Annotated in this window: 11 protein-coding genes; 10 read left to right on the forward strand and 1 reads right to left on the reverse strand. The window is 63.8% G+C overall.

The annotated features are described in order from the left end of the window. The first annotated feature begins 208 nt into the window (after positions 1-208). Positions 209-3,733: a MobF family relaxase gene (gene mobF, locus DDE18_RS05430; RefSeq protein ID WP_211754416.1), complete on the forward strand. Its 3,525-nt coding sequence runs from the start codon at positions 209-211 to the stop codon at positions 3,731-3,733. Positions 3,734-3,835: 102 nt separating this feature from the next. After that, positions 3,836-4,165: a hypothetical protein gene (locus DDE18_RS05435; protein ID WP_133241167.1), complete on the forward strand. Its 330-nt coding sequence runs from the start codon at positions 3,836-3,838 to the stop codon at positions 4,163-4,165. Positions 4,166-4,223: 58 nt separating this feature from the next. Here the strand turns inward: DDE18_RS05435 and DDE18_RS05440 are convergent, their stop codons facing one another. Beyond that, positions 4,224-5,666, reverse strand: coding sequence for a DUF6884 domain-containing protein (locus DDE18_RS05440; protein ID WP_342748904.1), 1,443 nt, complete (start codon positions 5,664-5,666; stop codon positions 4,224-4,226). Between DDE18_RS05440 and DDE18_RS05445 the strand changes: the two genes are divergently transcribed. The 8 genes from DDE18_RS05445 (at position 5,635) to DDE18_RS23255 (ending at position 20,115) form a co-directional block, all read left to right on the forward strand. After that, entirely contained in the window at positions 5,635-5,835 is a 201-nt protein-coding gene (locus DDE18_RS05445; RefSeq protein WP_116571230.1) for a helix-turn-helix domain-containing protein, read from the forward strand. The two genes, DDE18_RS05440 and DDE18_RS05445, sit on opposite strands and share 32 nt — an antisense overlap. A gap of 79 nt (positions 5,836-5,914) precedes the next feature. Then, positions 5,915-6,502 carry a DUF1819 family protein gene (locus tag DDE18_RS05450; RefSeq protein ID WP_116571231.1) on the forward strand — a complete coding sequence of 196 codons (588 nt, stop codon included), beginning with the start codon at positions 5,915-5,917 and terminating at the stop codon, positions 6,500-6,502. Then, complete coding sequence (locus DDE18_RS05455) at positions 6,499-7,104, forward strand: DUF1788 domain-containing protein (RefSeq protein ID WP_116571232.1); 606 nt, start codon at positions 6,499-6,501, stop codon at positions 7,102-7,104. The genes DDE18_RS05450 and DDE18_RS05455 overlap by 4 nt, the downstream gene beginning before the upstream one ends. A gap of 4 nt (positions 7,105-7,108) precedes the next feature. Next, on the forward strand, positions 7,109-10,567 hold the full coding sequence (brxC, locus tag DDE18_RS05460; RefSeq protein WP_116571233.1) for a BREX system P-loop protein BrxC: 3,459 nt from the start codon (positions 7,109-7,111) through the stop codon (positions 10,565-10,567). Continuing rightward, positions 10,567-14,055, forward strand: a complete 3,489-nt coding sequence (pglX, locus tag DDE18_RS05465) for a BREX-1 system adenine-specific DNA-methyltransferase PglX (RefSeq protein WP_116571234.1) — start codon at positions 10,567-10,569, stop codon at positions 14,053-14,055. The genes brxC and pglX overlap by 1 nt, the downstream gene beginning before the upstream one ends. Further along, complete coding sequence (pglZ, locus tag DDE18_RS05470; RefSeq protein ID WP_116571235.1) at positions 14,052-16,550, forward strand: BREX-1 system phosphatase PglZ type A; 2,499 nt, start codon at positions 14,052-14,054, stop codon at positions 16,548-16,550. Before pglX ends, pglZ begins: the two co-directional genes overlap by 4 nt. An 11-nt stretch (positions 16,551-16,561) precedes the next feature. Further along, a complete protein-coding gene (gene brxL, locus DDE18_RS05475; RefSeq protein WP_116571236.1) occupies positions 16,562-18,718 on the forward strand; it encodes a BREX system Lon protease-like protein BrxL in 2,157 nt (718 codons plus the stop codon). Continuing rightward, a complete protein-coding gene (locus DDE18_RS23255; protein WP_116571237.1) occupies positions 18,718-20,115 on the forward strand; it encodes an SIR2 family protein in 1,398 nt (465 codons plus the stop codon). Before brxL ends, DDE18_RS23255 begins: the two co-directional genes overlap by 1 nt. Positions 20,116-20,136 lie beyond the last annotated feature (21 nt).

Below are 20,136 nucleotides of genomic sequence, written 5' to 3' on the forward strand. Positions count from 1 at the left end.
CTCCCAACCCTCCCGACCCACTGCACCTCTCCTTGTCCTTCTCCACCTCCTCATTGCCACCCGCCACCTCTCGCCCTTCGCTCATCCCGACCTTCGCCCTTTCGGCTCTGCCTCGTTCACCCCAGCCCTTCTCGCCTTCACACGATTTGCAGATCGAGGGGTCTGTGGATGGAGAGGCGCACCTGAGGGCTGTGGAAGGGAAACGGTGGTGACGGTCTCGCTGCGTCGTATGTCCGCGGGCAGCGGCTACCAGTACCTGCTGCGCAGCGTCGCCGCGGGCGACGGCAGCAGGTCCCTGTCGACGCCACTCACCCGGTACTACTCCGAGGTCGGTACGCCGCCAGGCCGCTGGCTCGGCTCTGGAGTCCGGACCTTCGGGAGCGGTCAGCTGGCCGCGGGGATGCAGGTGACCGAGGAGCAGCTCGCGCTGCTGATCGGCATGGGGCGGGACCCGATCACGGGGGAGCAGCTCGGGCGTGCGTATCCGACGTACAAGCGCCTGGCGGACCGCATCGACGAGCGAGTGGCGGCTCTCGATCCGGAGATGACGCAGGAGGACTGCGCGGCCGAAACGAGTCGGATCGAAGCCGAGGAGACCGCTGCCGGCATGCGCCAGGCAGTGGCGGGCTTCGATCTCACCTTCAGCGTCCCCAAGTCGGTGTCGGTGCTATGGGCAGTCGCCGATGCGGCCACCCAGGAGCGGATCGCAGAAGCACATCACGCGGCTGTCGCCGACGTCATCGCCTTCTTCGAGCGAGAGGTGGCCGCGACGCGGGCCGGAATCTCCGACAGCGACGGCGCCGTGGCCCAGGTCAGCGTGGCAGGGGTCGCCGCCGTCGCCTACGACCACTTCGACTCCCGCGCCGGAGACCCACAGCTCCACACGCACGTGGTGGTATCCAACAAGGTGCTGACCGTGATGGACGGACGGTGGCGCAGCCTCGACGGCCGCCCGGTGTTCTCCTCCGTCACGGGACTGTCAGCGCACTACAACGCCCTGCTGGCCGACCGACTCAGCCGAGACATCGGCGTCGAGTGGGAGCTCCGCCAACGCAGTGCCGACCGCAACCCGCAATGGGAGATCGCCGGCATCAGCGATGAGCTCATCGCCGAGTTCTCGAGCCGGACCCGCGAGATCGAGCTCAAGAAGGACGAGCTCATCGCCGAGTACGTAGCACGGCACGGTCGGATGCCGTCGGCCAGGACCATCGTGGAGCTGCGCGCCCATGCGACCCTGGCGACTCGGCCACCAAAGGAGCTCCGGTCGCTCGTTGACCTGACAGCCGAGTGGCGACGCCGCGCATCCGAGCGACTGGGCGCGGATGCAACCGCGTGGGCAGCAACGCTCCTTGGTGCTGGTGGGGCACCGCTCACCGTCGACGACGTTCCCTTGGCAGCGATCGAGGCGATCGCCGCTGACGTCGTGGCTGTGGTCGAGGTCAAGAGGGCAGTGTGGACCCACTGGAACCTCATGGCCGAGGCGTCGAAGCAGACGATGGACCGACGGTTCGCGACTACCGCGGACCGCGAGGCCGTCGTCGCCATGGTGGTCGACGCAGCTCAGCGTCAGTCGGTGTCGCTGACTCCGCCGGAGCTCGCGAGCAGTCCGATCAGCTTCCAGCGAGAGGACGGCACCAGCCTCTTCCGGCCGCGGCACTCGGCCAAGTACTCCTCGACCGCGATCATCGATGCAGAAGCACGTCTCCTGGACCGCTCGGAAGCCACGACCGCGCCGACCGTGCGGGGCAGCACGCTGGCGCGGGTGGTGAGGCATTCGAGGGGTCGCCTCAGCACCCAACAGCGGACCGCACTCGAGAGCATCACCTCGTCCGGGCGGAAGCTGGACCTGCTTGTTGGCCCCGCGGGCGCCGGCAAGACGACGACGATGCGCGCCCTTCGCTCCGCGTGGGTCGACGAGCATGGGCAGGGGAGTGTCATCGGGCTGGCGCCATCGGCGACAGCTGCACAGGCGCTGGCCGACGACCTGGGGGTCGCCTGTGACAACACGGCGAAGTGGCTGCATGAGTACGACCAAGGGCGCACGGATCTGCGCGCCGGGCAACTGGTGATCATCGACGAGGCCACACTAGCGGGAACGGCCACGCTCGACCGGATCAGCGGCATCGCAGAGGCCGCAGGAGCCAAGGTCCTGCTCGTCGGTGATCCGTATCAACTTCAGGCCGTCGAGGCCGGGGGCGCCTTCGCGCTCCTGGTCGATCGCCGCACCGATGCCCCGGAGCTGACCGACATCCATCGCTTCGTGAACGAGTGGGAGAAGCACGCTTCCCTCGCCCTTCGCCGGGGTGAGGTCGACGTCATCTCGACGTACGTCCGCCAGAAGCGAATCCGCGAGGGACTGACCGACGAGATGCTCGATCGGGCCTACGAGGCGTGGCGTGCAGACTGCAGCGCCGGGAAGGCCAGCATCCTCGTGACCGAGTCGTCGCATGCCGTACGAACCCTGAACGAGCGGGCCCGCGCCGAACGGCTGCTGCTCGATGGCGCCGTCGACGGTCGCGAGATCCCGCTGGCCGCCGGCAACCGTGCCTCGGTCGGAGACGTGGTCATCACCCGGCGCAACGAGCGCGGCCTGCGGACCTCTCGTGGTGGCTGGGTCAAGAACGGTGACCGCTGGCGGGTGGTCGACATCCGCCGCGACGGCTCGATGCTCGTCGACCGGCTCGATCAACGGCGTCGAGGCAAGACGGTGCTGCCGGCTGAGTACGTCGCCGAGTACGTAGACCTCGGTTACGCCGTCACCGCCCATCGCGCCCAGGGCATCACCGTCGACACGTCCCACGTCGTGGTCACACCGTCGACGACAAGGGAGAACCTCTACGTCTCCATGAGCCGCGGTCGCGAGTCGAACATCGCCTACGTCGCACTCGACCAGCCCGACGACAGCCACACGACACCCGAGCCCGATGACGTCACCGCCCGAACCGTGCTCTTCGGGGTGCTTCGGCACAGCGGCGCCAGCATCTCCGCGCACCAGACGATGGCGGCAGAGTATGCCATCCATGGCGGCATCGACCGCCTCGCCGCCGAGCTCGAGACGATCGCGGCAGACGCCCAGCGCGACCGGTTCGTCGAACTCCTGCGGCGGTCCGGTCTCACGCCTGAACAACACGAAGCGGTCGTCCAGTCGAGCGCCTTCGGGCCGCTCACCGCGTCCCTCCGCCGGACGGAGGCCTACCACCACGACCTCGAGAAGCTGGTTCCGCGCGTGGTTGGGCAGCACGCGCTCGGCGACGCTGACGACATCGCCGCGGTGCTTCGCTGCCGAGTCGAGCAGGCGACCGCGTCCCCGCCCCGAGGCTGCCGACTCCGTCCGCGCCTGATCGCAGGCCTCATTCCGGAGCCGCTGGGGGAGATGTCCGCCGAGGACCGCCAGGCGATCGGCGAACGGACCAAACTCATCGAGGCACGGGCCATCGCACTCGCGACGGCAGCTGTGGACGCCGGCGCATCCTGGGCTCGCCGAATGGGAAGGCCGCCGACCGATCCGAAGCACCAGACGCCCTGGATGCTCGCCGTGGCCACGCTCGCGGCATACCGCGATCGCTACAAGATCGAATCTGATCTGCCCGTCGGGGGCGGAGCCGCGCACGACGCACAGCGGGCCGACCGGCGGCGGGCCCAGTGGGCTGCCCGAGAGGCACAACGCCTGGCAGCCGAGACCAGAACCGACCGCGGGCTCGCGACACCTGCGCATGCCATTTCAGTCCCATAGGTCTGCTCAGTGGTCTCGTTTCCACAACCGGAGATCAGGCCCGGTGGCTCGGCGGCGGCTGGCCTATGACGGATGTGGTCCATCACTCCACTGGAGGTCCCGATGCTCATCCTGCTTGCGATACCGGTCGTCCTGGCGGTCGCCTTCCTGCACCGATGGATCCAGGCGATCGCGCCCTCGAACATGCTTGTACGGCACGTGCGTCGGAGCCGGCCCAAGGTGCGACGTGCGATCGGACTGGCGATGCTTTCATTGGCGCTGATCGCGCTGGCCCATGCGCTTGAACGCATCATCGAAGCAGGTTCTGCGGAATGGCTGAACCTGCTCGTCTTCCTGCTTCTCTGGGACGCCATCAAGATGGGTGTCCTCGTCGTCAGCGACTGTCTGCGGTCACTTGCTCGGTGGGGTCAGGTCCGAGTGTTGGCTCGCTGACGGAACTCAGCCCGAAGCAGTACGAGTGAGGAAGCGGGTGGCGCAGTCCTCGAGCCGGTCAGTCTGTCGGTGTTGCTGTCGCCGTCCGTCGCTTGCGCCCGTACCTCTTCCTGAGCGCGGAGAGCTCAATCCGCAGTGCGTTGCGCGCCACCTTGTCGAGGTTGAGCGGCGGATCCAGTTGCTGCAGCACCTCGGTCTCGACGTCACCCAGGGTGTCGGCGGCGTTGACAGGCACGGCGATGAGACGAAGGTGCTCGTGCATCCAGGCCGTCAGCCCCGGCTCGTCGATCTCCTGGTCTCCTCGTGACTCGGCGAGGACCGACCCGAGGCTGAGTCGGAACGTCGAGAACTCGTGTCGCCCGCCGAGATGCATTGTCTTGATACGACCCCACAGCGTGTTCTTCGACTTCCGGCCGCCCGACCGCGTGGCGCCAGCCAGGCCGGCGTAGATGAGGCCGGGTTCGACTGGGTGACGAAGGCCGGTTTCTAGATCCGCCGCACCCTCCACATCCACCCACCAGCTATACAGCCCGGGGGAGCGGAACAGCGTGGCGCCCGTCGCCAAGAACTCTTCGGGGGAGATCGCCTTGTCCGCTCGCAGGAGTCGGGCGATCAGGTCATCCAGGTCGGGCCGAGGAGCTGACGGTGCCGGGGCGATCGCCCGGTCGCCGTACCACGCGAGTCGCGGCCCGAGACCCAACCCAGCGAGAGGCTCGACGACCGTTGCACCGCCCGATCGCAGCCCTTCACGGATCGCGTCCACGTAAGCCGAGCCCGCATGGACCTCGATGCTCAGCCCGTCGATCGATCCGAGAGCCTCGCGCAGCGCTTCGACGACACGTCCGCCCCATTCGCGTCGGTACTGCTGGGACGTCGCACCCAATCGGAGGTCGTAAGGCTCGAGCTCTTCGTCGGGCGCGACGAGGTCGTGCTGCGCCGACAGGATGAACCACGGGACTCCGGCGTTTTCGGCGTACTCCCTTCCCTTGCGGAAGAGCGGCGACACGTAGAGGTCCTTCGCCGGCGCTGCGGTCGGAAGTTTCCGCTTCACGCACCCGATCAGGATGACGTCTGCCGAGGTCGAGTTGTCGGGACCGGCGACGGTGCGGGGGAGCGGCCTATGTGTTGGCGACGGCCGGGCAGCTCCACTCCGAAGGAACGTCACGGACTCTCCGACCCGCACGTCGACGGTCGAGAACCCCGGCCAGCCGCTACGCGCACCCTTCCAGAACGCAGAGTGGGTGTACGCGGAGGGCGGGAGCCCGCCGACGAGGGCGTCCAGGTCCTCCCAGCTCAGAGTGACCGAGTCGGTGACGGGGGCGAGCAGGGCTCGCAGGAGGCTCCAATCGGCCATGAGACAAAGTCTGTCGGAGTTGTCCGACAGAACCCCAGAAAACCGGCAAGAACCTCCACTAGGCTCGGCCATACCCAGCAAGAACCGGTTTCGCCCACTGGAAGGCCACGTCGCCATGTCCGAGCCTTGGCTGTCTGCCGACGACATCGCCGCCCACCTCGGCGTCACGAAGGACACGGTCTATTCGTGGATCTCCGACAAGGCGATGCCGGCCCACAAGGTGGGGCGCCTCTGGAAGTTCCAGGCGAGCGAGGTCGATGCCTGGGTTCGGAGCGGGGGCGCGGCGGTCGCCGACGACGCAACCCCTTCTGGCTGAAGCACTCTGTCCGACGGTTCTGTCGGACGGTCCCGATATCCTGATCGACTTTGTTCAAGGCAGAGAGGAGGCACACATCATGACCGCAGCCGCGCGCTATGCGCTGTCGTTCACCAGTGGTGCCCTTCTCGTGCGTGAAGCCTTGGTGGCCGCGCCCCTCTACCTGCGAGTGCAGGATTGGGCGAAGGTCCGTGAACTGATCGAGGAGGACAATCTCCTCCAAGCCCGCACGCGCTCGTCTGGCTTCCGGCTCGCCCGTGAGGTCGCTCAGCGACTCTCGGTGCTCACAGATGCCGAACTCGAACTGCTTATCGACGCCACGCCGACCGAGCGCGGCTACCTGATGTGGGCCGCTGCCTGCCGCCGTTACGACCTCATCGGCGAGTTCGCTGAGGAGGTTGTACGCGAGCGGTACCTCGTGCTGGCCCAGACGCTCGACCACGACGACTTCGACAGTTTCATCCGGGTCAAGGCGCTCTGGCATGAAGAAGTGGCCAACCTCAAGGACACCACCTTGCGCAAGCTCCGATCCACCGTCTTCCGCATGCTCGTCGAGGCGGGCCTGATCTCCGACGACGGCCGCATCAATCAGGCCGTCCTCTCCGCACGGCTCAGGGATGCCCTGTCCGACGACCTCCGCTTCTTTCCGACGGGCGGCACCGCATGACGAATGCCGCCGATCTCCACAAGCAGGAGGAGCACCTGTTCGCTGTCCTTGGCGGGAGGCGCTTCCTTCAGATGGAGGGCCTGAGCAATGAGGTCCCGTTCTTCATCTACCCGTACCCACCCGAGGCGTCCCTCGCCGTGGCGCAGGCCAAGAAGCGCATCAAGAGCAAGCTCTCGACGAAGCACGGCATCACCGTGCGCGAGGTCAACCTCTACGACCTGGCCGTCGAGATCCTCAAGGAGCGCGGCGTCTGGGAGCGGGTCCTGCAGGCCGAACCAGAGCAGGACAAGGACGACTTTCGCGAGATGCTCCAAGGGATGCTGGACCCCCAGCTCCACATCGCGCCGGCGATCCGCGCCAAGATCGAGGACGGCGAGTTCGACATCTTCTTCCTCACCGGCATCGGTGAGGTCTTCCCGTACATCCGGTCCCACAACGTGCTCAACAACCTTCAGAGCGTCGTGACCGGCAAGCCCATGCTCATGTTCTTCCCCGGCCGCTACGAGCAGTCCGACACCCTCGGGTCGTCACTCGTGCTCTTCGGGCGCTTAAAGGACGACCAGTACTACCGAGCCAAGAACATCTTGGAACAGGAAGCGTGACCCGATGCAGCTGAACGAAATCTTCGCCAAGGACGTCCAGCGCCCAATCGAGGGCGTCATCAAGGCGGACGACGTCGCACACCTGGGCACCGAGGTTGAGGAGTACGTCCTCACCAACGAGGCCGCCAAGGGCCTCGAGCTTCTTCTTGAGGCTTACACGAACTACACCAACGCCAACGGTGTCTGGATCTCGGGCTTCTTCGGCTCCGGTAAGTCGCACCTGCTCAAGATGCTCGCGCATCTCCTCGGGGACGTCGAGGGTCAGGAGTTCGACCGTGCACAAGTCTCCGAGAGCTTCCGGTCCAAGGCGACGGGCGCATTCCTGCCCGCCCTACTGACCAAGGCTGAGCGCATCCCAGCCAAGAGCCTTCTGTTCAACATCGACCAGAAGGCAACGCTCATCACCAAGGACCAGACCGATGCCTTGCTCAAGGTCTTCGTGAAGGTCTTCGACGAGAGCCGGGGCTACTACGGCAACCAGGGTCATGTCGCGCGCTTCGAGCGGGATCTCGATACGCGGGGTCAGTACGACGCGTTCAAGGAGGCGTTCGAGCGCATCGCCGGCATCCCGTGGTCGCAGGGTCGGGAGCAGAGTGCCCTCGAGGGCGCGAACATCGACGCCGCGTTCGCTGAGGTCAACGGTGAGGCGACCACCGGCATCATCAAGCAGTACCAGGCGTCGTACGCCGTCTCGATCGAAGACTTCGCGGACGAGGTCAAGGCGTGGCTCGACAAGCAGCCCGACGGCTACCGCCTCAACTTCTACGTCGACGAGGTCGGCCAGTTCATCGGCTCCAACACCCACCTGATGCTCAACCTCCAGACCATTGCCGAGAGCCTCAACACCAAGTGCGCCGGGCGCGCCTGGGTGATGGTCACCTCGCAGGAGGACATGGACAAGGTCGTCGGCGACCGCACCCGGCAGCAAGGGAACGACTTCTCCAAGATCCAGGCGCGCTTCAAGACGCGCGTGAAGCTCACCAGCGCGGACGTCGAGGAAGTCATCCGCAAGCGCCTGCTGGAGAAGAACGGCACCGGCGAGACTGCACTCCAGGCGATCTACGCCGTCGAGTCGGCCAACTTCAAGACGCTGTTCGACTTTGTCGACGGCGCGAAGACCTACCGCAACTACACCGACGAGGCACACTTCGTCGGCACCTACCCGTTCGTCAGCTACCAGTTCCCACTGTTTCAGGCGGCGATCGAGGGCATCTCTGACCACAACGTCTTCGAGGGACGCAACAGCTCGGTCGGCGAGCGGTCGATGCTCGGTGTCGTCCAGCAGGTTGCCAAGGACATCGGCGACGTCGAGGTCGGCACGTTGGCCACCTTCGACCACATGTTCGCGGGCATTCGGGCCTCCCTGAAGTCGGCCGCGCAGCGCTCCATCGACGTCGCCGAGCGCAACCTCGACAACCAGCTCGCCATCCGCCTGCTCAAGGCGCTCTTCCTCGTGAAGTATGTCGAGAGCTTTAAAGCCACGCCCCGCAACCTCACCGTGCTCGTCTACGACCGCTTCGGTCTCGACCTGCCCGCCCTCGCGGAGGACGTCAAGGAGGCGCTGACACTGCTGGAGACCCAGACCTACGTCCAGCGCAACGGCAACGTCTACGAATACCTCACCAACGAAGAGCAGGTCATCGAGGAGGAAATCAAGAACGTCGACATCGACTCCTCAGAGGTAAGCGCTCAGCTCTTCAAGATCCTGTCCGGCGATGTCATCAAGACCAACAAGATCCGCTACGCCAAGAACGGCCAGGACTTCCCGTTCGGGTTCAAGCTCGACGATCAGGTCCACGGCCCCCAGCGAGAACTCTCGGTCCACTTCATCACTCCGGAGTACCCGTACACGCCAGACGAGACCCGGATGCACAGTGCTGGCAAGGACGAACTCCGCGTCATCCTCCAACCCGATGATCGAGTTCTCACAGACCTGCGGCTGTTGCTTAAGACCGACAAGTACACCAAGCGCAAGCAGACGACCTCGCTGTCCGCGATCGAGGAACAGATCCTCCGGTCCAAGGCCAGCCAGAATCGTGATCGGGAAAAGGAGATCGTTCAACGGCTTCGGAGTGCCGTCGGTAATGCGTCGCTCGTGCACAACGCTGCTGATGTGCCAGCAACGTCGACTGACGCCATCGGGCGAGTCATTGAGGGCTTCCAAGCGCTGGTCGATCGGACCTATACCCAGCTCAAGTTGCTCGGAGGGATGACCTACAGCGAGCAGCAGGTCTCGGAGGCAGTCAACCCGGAGGGCCCCTACGCCGATCCGCTCCACAAGATCCACCAAGCATCGGAGGACGTGCTCTCGACCATCCTGCGGAAGCATGGACAAGGGGAGCAGGTGACGGTCAAGGCGATCATCGACACCTTCCAGGCGAAGCCATATGGATGGGACCTCGGATCTATCGAGGTAATCGTGGCCGCATTGATTGGCAGGTCCAAGATCACCCTGACGATGGACGGCAATGTCCTCAAGCGCAGCGAACTGCCGAACGCCCTGCGAAACACGCAGAAGCACGGCCACCAGGTCATCGCCCCGCAGAAGACCTACGACGAGCGCAAGGTCGCCGCATTCCGCAAGTTCGTCACCGACTTCTTCGACGAAGGTAACGCCCCGAGGGACCCGCTGGAGCTAGCCCGCCACGGGGCCGACAAGCTCCAGGGCAAGCTCGACGAACTCAAGGCCACCGTTCGCGGGTCCCGCTACCCGTTCGTGGAGCAGCTCAACGGCCCCATCGGTCTCTTGGAGCACACGGTCGGCAAGTCCGACGATTGGTATCTCACGGAGTTCAGCCTCGGTGACGACCTGCTCGAAGCCAAGGACAACGTCATCGACCCTATTCAGTCGTTCATCAACGGTGCTCAGCGGTCGATCTACGACGACGCCTCCACGCTGCTCGCCACGCACGGCAGCAACCTGAGTTACCTGCCGCCCGGCAGTGACGAGACCGTCAAGAACGCGCTCGCAGACCCCAACGCCTTCCGAGGCAACAAGATGGCCCAGCTCAAGACGGCCGCCGACGAGCTGCGCAACCAGATCGACGGCATCGTCGCTGCGAAGCGCTCGGCGGTCACTACGGCCATAGAGGGTCGCAAAGCTGAGCTCCTTGCGAGCGTCTACTACGCGAAGGCCAGCCCCGAAGCGCAGGATCGCGTCACGCAGCGTGTTGATGCCACGCTCGCCCGAGTGACGAGCGAGACCCAGGTCGCGCTCATCCTCCAGATCGGATCGACCTTCGAGTCGAGCGACTACCCGGCCTTGCTCGACCTCCTCGCAGCCTCCCAGCAGGGCAGCGGCGCCGGTGGGGGCCAACAGAAGCAGACCGTCTCGGTCAAGACGATCCCTGTGCCCGGCGCATCAGGCGTCATCGAAACCGAAGACGACGTCGAGAAGTATCTCGCCGCACTGCGCAGCGCCCTCATACAGACCCTGAGTGCCGGAAAGCGAATCACCCTCTGATGGAAACTGCACCACTGAAGAATTTCGCGACGTGGGCGCGCGCTGCGCTCATCCGCGAGGTCAACGCGCGCATCGCTGCGGTCCTCGCACCTGGCTCCTCGGAGCGAGTCGAGCAGACGAGGGCCGTCGCCGACTTGGAGAAGGCAGTGACCGCCTCTGGGGGCGGCGACAAGGGCCGCGCTGCCGTCGCGGACAAGGTCGCCTACACCTGGTTCAACCGGATCATCGCCCTGCGCTTCATGGACGCCAACGGCTACACCGCAATCGGGGTTGTCTCCCCACAGGCGGGCGTCGAGGTCGGCCAGCCCGAGGTTCTTGCCGAAGCCAAGCGCGGAGTGATCGACGCCGAGGTCGTCAGCGACGCAACCCGAAAGACCGTGGTTGGGCTGCTCGACGGCACGCGGACCAGCGTTGACGCCCAAGGTGAGGCGTACGCACTCTTGCTCGCGGACTACTGCCGCTACTGGAACAAGGCCATGCCATTCATGTTCGAGCGGGAAGGTGATTTTACCGAGTTGCTCATCCCGGCAAACCTCCTCGCCGACGTCTCGGTTCTCAACCGCTCCGTCAAGGTGCTGACTGAGGACGTGTGCAAGGACGTCGAGGTGATCGGCTGGCTCTACCAGTTCTACATCTCCGAGCGGAAAGACGAGGTATTCGCAGGGTTCAAGAAGAACAAGAAGGCGGGTGCCGACGAGATCCCCGCCGCCACCCAGCTCTTCACTCCGCACTGGATCGTCCGTTACCTCGTCGAGAACTCCCTCGGCCGCCTATGGATGCTCAACCGCCCGAACTCGGACTTGGCCAGCCAGATGGACTACTACGTCGCCCCGGTAGACGACGAGACTGACTTCCTCAGGATCAGCAAGCCCGAAGAGCTGAAGGTCATCGACCCGGCCTGCGGATCGGGCCACATGCTCACCTACGCCTTCGACGTGCTTTACGCGATCTACGAGGAGGAGGGCTACGGCCCTGCCGAGATTCCCGGACTGATCCTTACCCACAACCTCTACGGCACCGAGATCGACCCGCGGGCAGGTGCGCTAGCGGCATTCGCGCTGACGATGAAGGCCCGTGGCAAGCAGCGGACCTTCTTCAACAGGCAGGTCGAGCCGAACATCTGCGTGATCGAGCCGATCTCGTTCAGCCCGGACGAGCTGGCCTTCCTTGTCACCAAGGACGGCGACAAACACGCAGAGGAAGCGTTCTGGAACCAGTTCGCCGAGGCAGATACTCTCGGGTCTCTCATCAGTCCTGAGCCGGACATGACCGTTCGACTATCGCGCCACCTTCAAACGCTGGACGCCGACGGCGACTTGCTCTTGTCGGAGGAGACGCTCCCGAAAGCCGCGCGCGCCGCGAGGCAAGCGGAGTACCTGCGTCAGCGGTACGGAGTGGTGGTTACCAACCCGCCGTACATGGGCAGTGGGAATATGTCAGAGCGTCTGGCCTCGTACCTCAATGAGCAGTTCCCATACGGCAAGTCGGACTTGATGACGGCCTTCATGCTTAGATCGTCAGCTCTGACCGCCGACGCGGGGTTCTGGGCAATGATCGACCTACCCGCTTGGATGGTGCTCAAGTCTTACGAGAAGCTTCGGCGACAGCTGTTCCGCAACGAGTTTCTTGTCTGCTTGGCGCAGTTTGGTCGCGGAGTCTGGGGATCGGACTTCGGATCTGTTGGGTTCATCTTCCAGAAGGCGTCCCCGAAGGGTCGGCACGGCTCGTACCGGAAGCTGTTCGAGCGGCATGTAGATGTCCGAAGCAACGCGGAGATCGAGGCGCTGTTCCTGGACCGTGACTACAACGCGTTCACAGTCGATCAAGACGATTTTGCTGTCATCCCTGGATCGCCGCTCGTCTACTGGCTCTCAGACTCGATGCGCCGTGCGTTCTCAGTGGGTGTGCCGCTCAGTGCAGTCGCGGAGCCGCGACAGGGGCTGCTCACCGGAGATAGCGAGGTCTTCGTTCGTCAATGGTGGGAGGCATCCGCCAACCGAACCTCGTTTTTCAGCGGTTCGCGGGACGCCGCCAAAGCATCTCGCGCTCGCTGGTTCCCGTACAACAAGGGCGGGGAGTTCCGGAAGTGGTACGGAAATCACGAGCACCTCGTCAACTGGGAGGATGACGGACGCGTGGTTCGGACCTTTGGTTCAGAGGACGGAGGAAAGGTTCGCTCACGGCCCCAGAACGTTGACTACTACTTCAGGTCGTCGGTGTCTTGGTCGAATGTAAGTTCGGGATCGCCAGCCTTTCGCGTGTATCCGCCAGGGTTCATCGCCGCTGGAAGTACCGGGGATGGCGTCTATCCGCAGTCCGAGGAGTTGTCGACGAGCCTGCTGGGGATACTGAACTCGTCAGTGACGCATGAATTGTTGGCCGCGATTGCCCCGACCATCACGTTCAACGTGGGCACGATCGCCAATCTCCCGATTATCCAGCCGGGACCGGAAAGTGACATTGGCGATGTCGTCCGAGAACTGGTCGATATCGCTCGCGCGGACTGGGATCAAGCGGAAACGTCTTGGGGCTTCGACCGCAACCCGTTGGTTGCCAGTGGCTCGACTTCTCTTGAAGAGGCGGTGCGAAATCACCACACGTCGAGCGACGAGACGGCAGAGCGCGTGCGGGACCTTGAAATGCGGAACAACGAGTCGGTCGCCAAACTGTACGGGTTGACGGGCGAAGTTGAAACCTCTGTGGAACTCTCCCGTGTCTCTCTGAGTTGCAACGCTCAGTTTCGCTTTGGCGACGGACTTTCGAGTTCCGAGTACCAGAAGCGGTTCAGGGCTCTGGCCGTACAAGACCTCGTCTCGTATGCCGTGGGCTGCATGTTTGGCCGGTTCAGCCTCGACGAGCCGGGGTTGATCCTTGCCGACCAGGGTGCGACGTTGCAGGACTACCTCGCGAAGGTTCCGTCGCCAACGTTTGCACCCGATGCCGACAACGTCATCCCGATCGTTGACGGTGACTGGTTCGAGGACGACATCGTGGAGCGGTTCCGTCAGTTCCTCCGTGCCGCGTTCGGCGAGCAGCACTTCGAGGAGAACATACGGTTCGTCACTGAGTCCCTTGGCGTGAAGAATCTTCGCGACTACTTCGTGAAGTCCTTCTACAAGGACCACGTGCAGCGGTACAAGAAGCGCCCGATCTACTGGCTCTTCTCCAGCTCGAAGGGCTCCTTCAACGCGCTCATCTACATGCACCGCTACACCCCATCAACGGCCTCCACGGTCCTCAACGAGTACCTCCGCGAGTTCCAGGCCAAGCTCAAGGCCAGCCTTGAGCACGCTGAGCGCTCCAATAACGCGAAGGAAGCCGACCGCCTGCGCAAGATCCTGCTGGAGCTCGACGAGTTCGAGCACGATGTCCTCTATCCGCTGGCCTCTCAGAACATCGCGATCGACCTCGACGACGGGGTGAAGTTCAACTACCCGAAGTTCGGCAGTGCCCTCAAGAAGATCGTGGGTTTGGAGGCGCCTGTATGAGCGAAGTCTCCGCTGTCCGTCCGCACCTGGAGCGCCGATTCGCGGACCAACGGGTCGTGTTCTGGCACGACCCTCATGGCCAGTACGCCGCCGACCTCGATGGCCTCGACTTGCCGGGGGTCACGACCCTGCGTGTCGCCAATGACGAGTACGGCATCAAGCACAAGTTGCTCCACCAGCAGCCTGACGACAAGTTCCTCGTCTACCGCACCGGTCAGCCGCCCGCGGGCACACGCAACTGGCTCCTCGATCTCGAGCTGGCCTACGGCGTATTCACCGCCGACCGAAGCTCGCTTGTGTCGGAGGACCTCGGGCTGAGCGCAGACGGCATCGACGAAGTCGTGCAGGCTCACGAGAAGTTCTTCAACGCGAGCAAACGCGTCCAGAGCCTTAAGGCACTGCTGACACCGGACGATGACGCAGCCCGGCTTCGAGCCAAGATGTCTGCCGTTGTGCTCGGTCAGAAGGAGCACAGTCTTCTTGAGATCACCCGGACACTGCTCGTCGAAAACGCCAAGGGCGGGCGCACCAAGTACGACGCGCTGGTCGACTACGGCCTCGGCGACTTCTACTGGCGGGGCGTGGCCTCGATCTATGGCTACGAGGCAACCTCGCCGAGCATTGACGACTTCATTCTCTGGATCTTCCGCAAGGCCATCGATGGCTTTAGATCAGACCGCCCCGGCGGACTCCAGAACATCCAGCTGGACTTTGCGAGCTTCCGCAACGACCGGCGCAGCCAGCAGGCACTCGCGACGCTGGCGAGGCGCGCGTCCGCCGACCTCAACTACAAGGCAAGTATCGAGGAAGCCGGATTCCGCGAGTTGGTGCCCGTCGACCTGTTCGAGGAGACCGATCGCAAGATCATCGCGGACCTCGCGCGCGCTGTAACGGAGCAGACGGTCACCGCCCGTGAGGTAGCTGAAGTGGTCCGTGCCCGACAGAGCAGCGTGTGGATCGACGGCTATCGCCAGCTCTACACGGCAATCGCAGCCGCAGCAGAGCTGTTGTCGGAGTTGAGCACGATCGACTTCACGTTCTCGACGTTCGACGAGGCGTTGGAGCGCTACCGCAGCGAGTGGTTTCGCATCGACCAGCTCTACCGCCAGTTCACCTATGCCCGCCGAACCTTCGAGGGACCGCACCCACTCGACCCGCTTCGCGAGCAGGTCGAGAAGCGATACACCAACAAGTTCGTGTACGAGCTGGGCAACGCCTGGCAGAAGCAGGTGGACGAGGCCGAGTCCTGGCGCTCCGCCACTGTCAGGTCGCAGAGATCGTTCTATGGCGACTACGTCGAGCAGCTGGTCCGCGAGGACAAGAAGGCGGTCGTCATCGTCTCCGACGCGCTCCGCTACGAGGTCGCCGAGGAGTTGGGCTCGCGCATCCGGCAGGAGGACCGATTCGACGCAGAACTCGAGGCTGTTCTGGGGGTCCTGCCCAGTTACACGCAGTTGGGGATGGCGGCGCTCTTGCCGCACCGGACGCTCAAGCACTCGCCGGACGGCAAGACTGTCCTCGCTGACGACCAGCCGACCAACGGGACCGCATTCCGCAAGAAGATCCTGGAAACGGTCGGCGGGACGGCGATCCAGGCCGAGGACTTCAAGGCGCTGAGCCCGGAGGAGCGGCGTGAGCTCTTCAGGAACAACCGCGTCTTGTACGTCTACCACGACGTCATCGACGCCACCGGTGACAAGCAGGGCACCGAGCGCCGCGTGTTTGAGGCAGCTGAGCAGGCGCTGAGCGAGCTGGTCGACCTGGTGAAGAAGGCGGCGAACGCCAACGCCACCAACATCTTCGTCACCGCCGACCATGGCTTCCTGTTCCAAGACGACGAGCTGCCCCAGCAGTTCTTCCTCTCTGAGGCGCCCCACGGAGACAAGATCCTGGTCAAGAACAAGCGCTACGTGCTTGGGCACGGGCTCAAGGTCGATTTCGCGTTCACCACGTTCAGTGGAATCCAGCTCGAACTCGACAGCGACATCGAAGTGCAGATCCCCAAGTCGATCCACCGGCTCCGCTTGCCCGGCGGGGGTACACGCTTCGTGCACGGGGGAGCGACCTTGCAGGAGGTCGTCGTACCGGTGCTCGCGGTCAACAAGAAGCGCAAGAGCGACACCCGGTTGGTCAATGTCAAGGTGCTGCCCGACGCCGACAAGATCACCACCGGGCAGCTTGTTGTGAAGTTGTTTCAGTCCGAACCGGTCAGCGACAAGGTTCAGGCGCGCGTGCTGCGAGCTGGCCTCTACGTTGGGGAGACCCTGATCTCCAACGATCCTCAGCCGGAGCTGACCTTTGACTCCGCTTCGGGCGAGCAGCGCGACCGGTACCAGAGCATCCAGCTCCTGCTGAACAAGGATGCAAACGACTACAACAACCGCGCCGTCGAGTTCCGGCTCGAGGAGCGCATCCCCAACACGAACCAGTGGCGCGTCTATGAGAAGGCGATCTACACCCTCAAGCGCTCCTTCACCTCGGACTTCGATTTCTAGGGCGGGCTGACATGACTGAAGACACAGACCTCCACGTGATCGATGACGACTTCCCCATCGACCTGGCGGCGGAGGCGACCGAGGACCAGACGCCTGAACAGTCCGAGCTCGACAAGAAGATCAATCAGCACTTCGCCGGCGTCGTGGTTCGCAAGGATCTGGTCAAGGCGGTCAAGGGCAACGCGATCGTCCCGTCGTACGTCCTGGAGTACCTCCTCGGTCAGTACGCCGCGTCCGACGACGAGGCCACGATCCAGGCCGGCATCGGCTCGGTGCGCCAGATCCTGGCCGACCACTACGTCCACCGGAACCAGTCCGAGCTCGTGAAGTCGACCATCCGCGAGCGCGGTCGCTACAAGATCATCGACAAGGTCACGGTCACCCTCAACGACAAGGAAGACCGATACGAGGCCGAATTTTCCAACCTCGGAATCAAGGGCGTCATCGTCGAGGCGGCCACCGTCAACGCCCATCCCAAGCTGCTCGTCGGCGGCGTCTGGTGCATCTGCGACATCGACTACTTCCACTTCGACGATGCCCGTGTCGTTCCGTGGCAACTCGGCTCACTCAAGCCGATCCAGCTGTCCACCTTCGACTTCGACAGCTACACAACTGCGAGGCGCGAGTTCACCACCGATGAGTGGATCGACCTGCTGATCCAGTCCATCGGCTTCAACCCTGAGCTGTTCGGTCGGCGCGCCAAGCTCATCCAGCTCGTGCGGCTGATCCCCTTCGTCGAACGCAACTACAACCTGGTCGAGCTCGGCCCCAAGGGAACGGGCAAGTCGCACATCTTCTCGGAGTTCTCTCCGCACGGCATGCTGATCTCCGGCGGAGAGGTCACCGTCCCCAAGCTCTTCGTCAACAACTCCAACGGCCGTATCGGCCTGGTCGGCTATTGGGATGTCGTGGCCTTCGACGAGTTCGCGGGCAAGAAGAAGCGCGCGGACAAGGCGCTCGTGGACATCATGAAGAACTACATGGCGAACAAGTCGTTCTCGCGCGGTGTCGAGACCTTGGGCGCCGAGGCATCGATGGTCTTCGTAGGCAACACCTCCCACAACGTGCCACACATGCTCAAGCACTCCGACCTGTTCGATGAGTTGCCCGAGAGCTACCACGACTCGGCGTACCTCGACCGCCTGCACTTCTACATCCCGGGCTGGGAAGTCGACACCATCCGCGGCGAGATGTTCTCGGACGGGTATGGGTTCGTCGTCGACTACATCGCAGAAGTGCTCAAGTCGATGCGGAACGCCGACTACTCCGACCGCTACCAGGAGCACTTCACGCTCGGCTCCGACATCTCCACGCGTGACCGCGATGGCATCCACAAGACGTTCTCGGGCCTGATGAAGATCATCTACCCGCACGCTGAGGCCACGAAGGACGAGATCGAGGAGATCCTCCGGTTTGCCGTCGAGGGGCGCAAGCGGGTCAAGGACCAGATCCTGCGCATCGACACCACGATGGCCGACGTGAGGTTCGGCTACCTCGACAAGGGCGGCGAGTGGCACGCAGTCACGACCTTGGAGGAAGACGAGTACCCCGCCTACTACCACCAGAGCCGTCCCGACCATGGCGAGGGCGACACGACGGGCGCCAGCGCACCTGACGGGGGAGAGGAAGCGGTTTCGGCGCCCGGCGAGGACGCCGCCAGCCCCGAGCCACTCTTCGAGGGCCATCGCGAGTTCCAGGAGAACCAGCGCGGCGTCTCCTACGAAACGCTCCTGTTGCCGTACCTCGCCGGGGCCTCCGAGATCACCATCGTCGATCCGTACATCCGCCAGTTCCACCAAGCACGCAACCTGATGGAGCTGATCGAGGCGCTGGCCCTCGTGAAGGATCCAGCAGATGAGTTGAAGGTCTTCCTCGTGACGAGCGAGAACACCGACGGCCCCGAGAAGCTGCAGAAGCAGATGGAGTTTCTGCTTCGCGTCAAGCAGGCCGCTGCGGTCGCCGGAATCACGCTCGACGTGAAGTTCGACGGCACGATCCACGACCGCTCGATCGTCGCCAACTCCGGCTGGCGGATCAATCTCGGGCGGGGTCTCGACATCTTCCAGTACGTCCCGAACGACGCGTTCGACCTCGCGGTGAAGCTCCAGCAGTATCGCCAGGTCAAGGCCTTCGGCGTGACCTACATCCGCGAGGAAGAGAGCGCCTGATGACCACGGACGCGCAGGCGATCGACTCGGAGGAGGAAGGCCCGAAGGGTGTGTTCTTTGTCGGCGGCATCGTCAAGGAGGTCCTCACCACTGCCGAGCCGCCTGGCGTTCGTGATCATCTGAGTTCTCTTCTGCAGGTGAAGAACCTGGTTGTTCTTCTCGGTTCTGGCGCTTCCTTCCACCTAGGGTCGCCACAGACGCGGAATCTCACCAACCAGCAGGTTCTCGAACTCATCAAGGACGCCGGCGGTGAGCCCACCACCGCCGACGGCACACTTCTCGCCACCACCAACCCCACCGACAGCGGAGACCTGGAGCAGTTGCTCAACGGGCTCCAACTGGCTGCATCGCTTGCGACTCAAGCAGGACAGGATTCGGTGATCCTCGGATCAGGATCTGCCGCTACGTCCTATCCAAAGGAGCAGGTCGAGGGCCTTCGGCAGCGGGTCAACCGGGCGCTCGCCGAGGCATGTCGCCTGCCGAAGAATGGCAAGCAACTGGACCCGCCGTTCGATGCTGATCCGCTCCACGCCCACCGGATGTTCTTCTCACGGATCCTACGTAGCCGTCGCTCCAACCTGCCGCGCCCACGGGTCTTCACCACCAACTACGACCTGGTTATCGAGAGTTCTCTCGACGAGTTGGGCTATCCGTACATCGACGGCTTCAGCGGCACGGTGGATCGGCGCCTCAACCTCGCGTTCTACGGTCTCGATTTTCACCGAGTCGAGACGACGACGCAGTCGGTCATCGCTCGCGCTGAGGGTGCGATCTACCTACACAAAGTTCACGGCAGTCTCAACTGGAGGGCGTCAACTGATCCCGATCGGTTGACGGGACTCGAGTCCCTGGAGGTGAAGCAAAGCGACACTGCCGCCGAGAATGACGAGCTGGTGCTCATCTACCCGACGTCGTCGAAGGAGGGTGACACCCTCGCCTACCCGTACTCGGATCTCCTACGACTGCTGGGCGATGCGGTGCAGCAGGAGGACACGGCTGTGCTCGTTGCCGGCTACGGATTCGCTGATCCGCACATCAACCGGCTTCTGCTTCGCAGCCTCGCCACGAATTCTGCTCTCAACATGTTGGTCGCGGATCCCTTCGCCGTCCTCGAAGACGCAGACCTGGCAACGCTGACTGCGGACGCTCAGCAACGCCAGCTCATCGAACTTGGCGTCACGCCGAAGAAGACGGCAATCGCAGCGCTCGCCTCCGCCAGCGACTCTCGGATCGCGGTACTCACTGGCGAGCACGGCAAGTTCACAGAACTCGCCCGCCTCATTCCGGGATCGTCCCTTCAAGGGGAAGCCCCTACTGCCGTCGCGAGCCTGATAGAGGCGCTTGAACAGGCCGCGCGTGGAATTGCTCCGCCGATCCCGGGAAGCGCGCTGCTATGACCGAGGCTAGTGTGATTGGGC

Source organism: Nocardioides gansuensis, from assembly GCF_003076135.1.
GTDB lineage: Bacteria > Actinomycetota > Actinomycetes > Propionibacteriales > Nocardioidaceae > Nocardioides > Nocardioides gansuensis.

Coding starts and splice junctions, on each gene's coding strand:
- DDE18_RS05435 (WP_133241167.1), top strand. CDS start 3,836: ATGCTCATCCTGCTTGCGATACCGGTCGTCCTGGCGGTCGCCTTCCTG.
- DDE18_RS05445 (WP_116571230.1), top strand. CDS start 5,635: ATGTCCGAGCCTTGGCTGTCTGCCGACGACATCGCCGCCCACCTCGGC.
- DDE18_RS05440 (WP_342748904.1), bottom strand. CDS start 5,666: ATGTCGTCGGCAGACAGCCAAGGCTCGGACATGGCGACGTGGCCTTCC.
- DDE18_RS05450 (WP_116571231.1), top strand. CDS start 5,915: ATGACCGCAGCCGCGCGCTATGCGCTGTCGTTCACCAGTGGTGCCCTT.
- DDE18_RS05455 (WP_116571232.1), top strand. CDS start 6,499: ATGACGAATGCCGCCGATCTCCACAAGCAGGAGGAGCACCTGTTCGCT.
- brxC (WP_116571233.1), top strand. CDS start 7,109: ATGCAGCTGAACGAAATCTTCGCCAAGGACGTCCAGCGCCCAATCGAG.
- pglX (WP_116571234.1), top strand. CDS start 10,567: ATGGAAACTGCACCACTGAAGAATTTCGCGACGTGGGCGCGCGCTGCG.
- pglZ (WP_116571235.1), top strand. CDS start 14,052: ATGAGCGAAGTCTCCGCTGTCCGTCCGCACCTGGAGCGCCGATTCGCG.
- brxL (WP_116571236.1), top strand. CDS start 16,562: ATGACTGAAGACACAGACCTCCACGTGATCGATGACGACTTCCCCATC.
- DDE18_RS23255 (WP_116571237.1), top strand. CDS start 18,718: ATGACCACGGACGCGCAGGCGATCGACTCGGAGGAGGAAGGCCCGAAG.